Consider the following 3845-nt stretch of genomic DNA (forward strand, 5'->3'; position numbering starts at 1 on the left):
GTCATTCCAGGTGATGGAATCGGAAAGGAAACGACGCCTGAAGGCGTGCGTGTTCTGGAGGCAGCGGCCAAGAAGTTCGGTTTCGACCTCCAGCTCGATCACTTCGATTTCTCCTCCTATGACTACTACGCCAAGCATGGCCGCATGCTGCCGGAGGACTGGAAGGAACAGATCGGATCGCACGAGGCTATCTTCTTCGGTGCCGTGGGCTGGCCGGAGAAGATCCCGGACCATGTCTCGCTTTGGGGATCGCTGCTGCAGTTCCGGCGAGAATTCGACCAGTACATCAACCTGCGGCCCGTGCGCCTGATGCCTGGTGTGCCGACGCCGCTCGCCAATCGCAAGCCCGGCGACATCGACTTCTGGGTCGTGCGTGAGAACACCGAAGGCGAGTATTCTTCCGTTGGCGGCAAGATGTTTCCCGGCACCGACCGGGAGGTGGTCATCCAGGAGACGGTGATGACGCGCATCGGCGTCGACCGGGTCCTGCGGTTTGCGTTCGACCTGGCGCAGAAGCGGCCGAAGAAGCATCTGACCTCGGCGACCAAATCGAACGGCATTTCGATCACGATGCCTTATTGGGACGAGCGCGTGGAGGAGATGGCCAGGAAGTATTCCGATGTGAAATGGGACAAGTATCACATCGACATACTCACAGCCCATTTCGTCCTTCACCCGGACTGGTTCGACGTGGTGGTCGCCTCGAACCTGTTCGGCGATATCCTGTCCGATTTGGGTCCTGCCTGCACGGGAACGATCGGCATTGCGCCGTCCGGCAACATCAATCCGGATCGAAACTTTCCGTCCCTGTTCGAGCCTGTCCACGGGTCGGCGCCTGACATTGCCGGGCAGGGGATCGCAAACCCCATCGGCCAGATCTGGTCCGGCGCGATGATGCTGGAGCACCTAGGGGAATCGGAAGCGGCAGCAGCCATCGTTCGCGCCATCGAGGACGTCTTGAGCGAGCGTACTCTGCGAACGCGCGACCTGGGCGGCAATGCCGGGACGGAGACGACCGGAAAGGCCGTGGCCGAGGCGCTTCGCTAGACAGGATTACGGACGAAAAGATCCTTAGCTGCCGCAGGTCGGCGGTCGACATCAAACAGGTGCAATTGTGAACAGCTATAAGATCGCAGCCATCCCGGGGGACGGAATCGGCAAGGAAGTCATCGCGGCGGGCGTCGAAGTGCTCCAGACCCTGGCGGCTCGGGACGGCGGCTTCAAACTCGATTTCGAGACCTTCGACTGGGGTTCGGACTACTACAAGAAGCATGGCATCATGATGCCGGAGAACGGCCGCGAAACCCTGAAAGGGTTCGACGCGATCTATTTCGGCGCGGTCGGCGCACCGGACGTTCCCGATCACGTCACACTGTGGGGCTTGCGCCTCGCCATCTGCCAGCCATTTGACCAGTATGCCAATGTGCGCCCAACCCGGATCCTACCGGGCATCGAGGGGCCTCTTCGCAATGTGGCGGCTAAGGATCTTGATTGGGTGATCGTGCGCGAGAACTCCGAGGGCGAGTACGCTGGCCAGGGCGGGCGCTCGCACCGGGGATTGCCGGAGGAGGTAGCGACCGAAGTCTCGATCTTCACGCGCGCTGGCGTAAGCAGGATCATGCACTTTGCTTTCGAGGTGGCGCGCTCGCGTCCACGCAAGCTTCTCACGGTGGTGACGAAGTCGAATGCGCAACGCCACGGCATGGTCCTGTGGGACGAGATCGCCGCAGAAGTGGCAGTGGATTATCCCGACGTGACGTGGGACAAGATGCTGGTCGACGCCATGACCATGCGCATGACCCTGATGCCTCAGAGCCTCGACACCATCGTGGCGACCAACCTGCATGCCGACATCCTGTCAGATCTAGCAGCTGCGCTGGCAGGGTCGCTAGGCATCGCCCCCACGGCAAACCTCAATCCGGAGCGCAGGTTCCCGTCCATGTTCGAGCCAATCCACGGCTCTGCCTTCGATATTACCGGCAAGGGCATCGCCAACCCCGTCGGGACGTTCTGGACGGCTACCATGATGCTGGAGCATCTGGGTGAAAAGCCTGCGGCCGAACGCCTGATGCGGGCCATAGAACGGGTAACATCCGACCCGTTGCTGCACACACCGGATCTAGGCGGTTCGGCCACCACCCGCCAGGTCACAAACGCTGTGATTGCCGCCATTCATGGTGATAACGCGTAGGCTGCGTACGCTCATTGAGAGATCGGAACGGGGAGCACAGCAGGCAAACCCGACACATCTTGCTAAGGGTGCTGTCAGGTCGTTAACAACTCGGGGCCTGTGGCAGGGTCTCGGGCATGAGCACGATATTCAGCCCGTACCGCGGCATTCGCTTTCCGCCTGAAATGATCAACCAGGCGGTCTGGTTGTATCACTGCTTCAGCCTCAGCCTGCGGGAGGTCGAGTTGATCCTGGCAGCGCAAGGCCTTGAGGTCAGCTACGAGACCATCCGCAAATGGAGCCTGCGCTTCGGCCGGATCTGCGCGCAGACACTCAGGCGCCGCCGGCCACGGCCTGGAGACAAATGGTTTCTGGACAAGGTGTTTGTCCGCATCCGCGGCAAACTGCGCTACCACTGGCGAGCCGTTGATCAGCACAGCAACGTGCTCGACGTCTTGGTCCAGAGCCGGCGCAACAAGAAGGCGGCCAAGCGCTTCTTTCGCAAGTTGCTCAGGGGCTTGTGCTACGCGCCCCGAGTGATCGTGACCGACAAACTTGGGTCCTATGGCGCTGTCAAACGCGAGATCCCGCCGGGCGTCGAACACCGTCAGAGTCGATATCTCAACAACCGCTGTGAGGTGTCGCACCAACCCACCCGACGGCGGGAGCACCACATGCGGCGGTTCAAGTCAGTCCGCCATGCCCAGCAATTTCTCGCCACCCACACCCCGATCCACAACCACTTCCAGCTCCGCCGTCACCGTCTGTCCGCCAATGAGTACCGGGCTGCGCGGGATCGCGCCTTCGCTACGTGGCGCGATGCGACTGGTACTGCTCTCGTAGGCTGATTCGGGCCGACGTGATGGCTATGTCTGCGCCAGCTGTGCTGACTTCGCGCCAAGTTGACAATACCGCGGCCGATCCGGATCAGGGCGTGTTTGGCCACCCGCCGATAGCTCTGGCGCAGTCTGACGCCACACCTCCTGGCGAGGTCCACGAGTTTGATCAGCGCCCGGTGCATCAGGCGGGCATCGGTGGGATAAGCCACCGCCTTGGGCTGAACCGTGGTGTCGACGGCGACCCGCTCGAGATCCTTGGTCGCCAGAGCTCCAGTCTGGTACGCCACCGCGAGGCTTTCCTGCAGCAGGGCCGTGAGATGCTCCTCGCCCAATCGCTGGCGCCAGCGCGTCAAGGATGAGCGGTCATCCTTCGACAAGCTCAGGATGAGGCGGCAGATCATGGCGGAAGCTGACCTCACCGCAGAAGAACTGCACGTAGGGGCTGTCGAGGAAGCGGGCGCACAGCGCCTCGTCGGACAAGCTCTCCATGTGCTTGAGGATCATCAGCCCGGCGATCAGCCGCACCGGCAAGGGCGGCTGGCCGGGTCCGGGCTTGTAGACGCTGCCGAGCCGGCGCTCGAGGAAGGCCCAGTCGATGCGCTGGGCCAGCAGCACCAAGGGATGCTTCAGGTCAATGATGCTGTCCAGGGCGGGGCGGAACAGATCCTTCTGGCGCTCGTCTTTCGGCGTCGACATGGCGCAACTCCGGCCGGGTGGAGTGCTCCTGATTGAATCAGATCCCGGGCCGGAGCGGCAACGGAAAACGCAGGAAATCCACCGCTGTCGCCCCGCAATCCTGCAAATCCGAAGCTGGCGATACGACCAATATCCCAATC

General features: G+C 62.0%; 3 protein-coding genes and 1 pseudogene. 3 read left to right on the forward strand and 1 reads right to left on the reverse strand.

The features are described from left to right. From DDF70_RS35720 to DDF70_RS35730, 3 genes are all read left to right on the forward strand, one after another. Positions 1-1047, forward strand: a 1047-nt coding sequence (locus DDF70_RS35720; protein ID WP_114949189.1) for a tartrate dehydrogenase, incomplete at its 5' end; no start/stop codon positions are given. 67 nt (positions 1048-1114) lie between these two features. Then, on the forward strand, positions 1115-2191 hold the full coding sequence (locus tag DDF70_RS35725; protein ID WP_114949190.1) for a tartrate dehydrogenase: 1077 nt from the start codon (positions 1115-1117) through the stop codon (positions 2189-2191). Positions 2192-2307: 116 nt separating this feature from the next. Next, positions 2308-3018, forward strand: coding sequence for an IS6 family transposase (locus DDF70_RS35730; protein WP_114949191.1), 711 nt, complete (start codon positions 2308-2310; stop codon positions 3016-3018). Positions 3019-3083: 65 nt separating this feature from the next. On the opposite strand, the pseudogene DDF70_RS35735 reads toward DDF70_RS35730, so the two are convergent. Then, a pseudogene (locus DDF70_RS35735) lies at positions 3084-3705 on the reverse strand (transposase); the annotation flags it as partial. Positions 3706-3845 lie beyond the last annotated feature (140 nt).

The organism is Microvirga calopogonii, from assembly GCF_003347665.1.
GTDB lineage: Bacteria > Pseudomonadota > Alphaproteobacteria > Rhizobiales > Beijerinckiaceae > Microvirga > Microvirga calopogonii.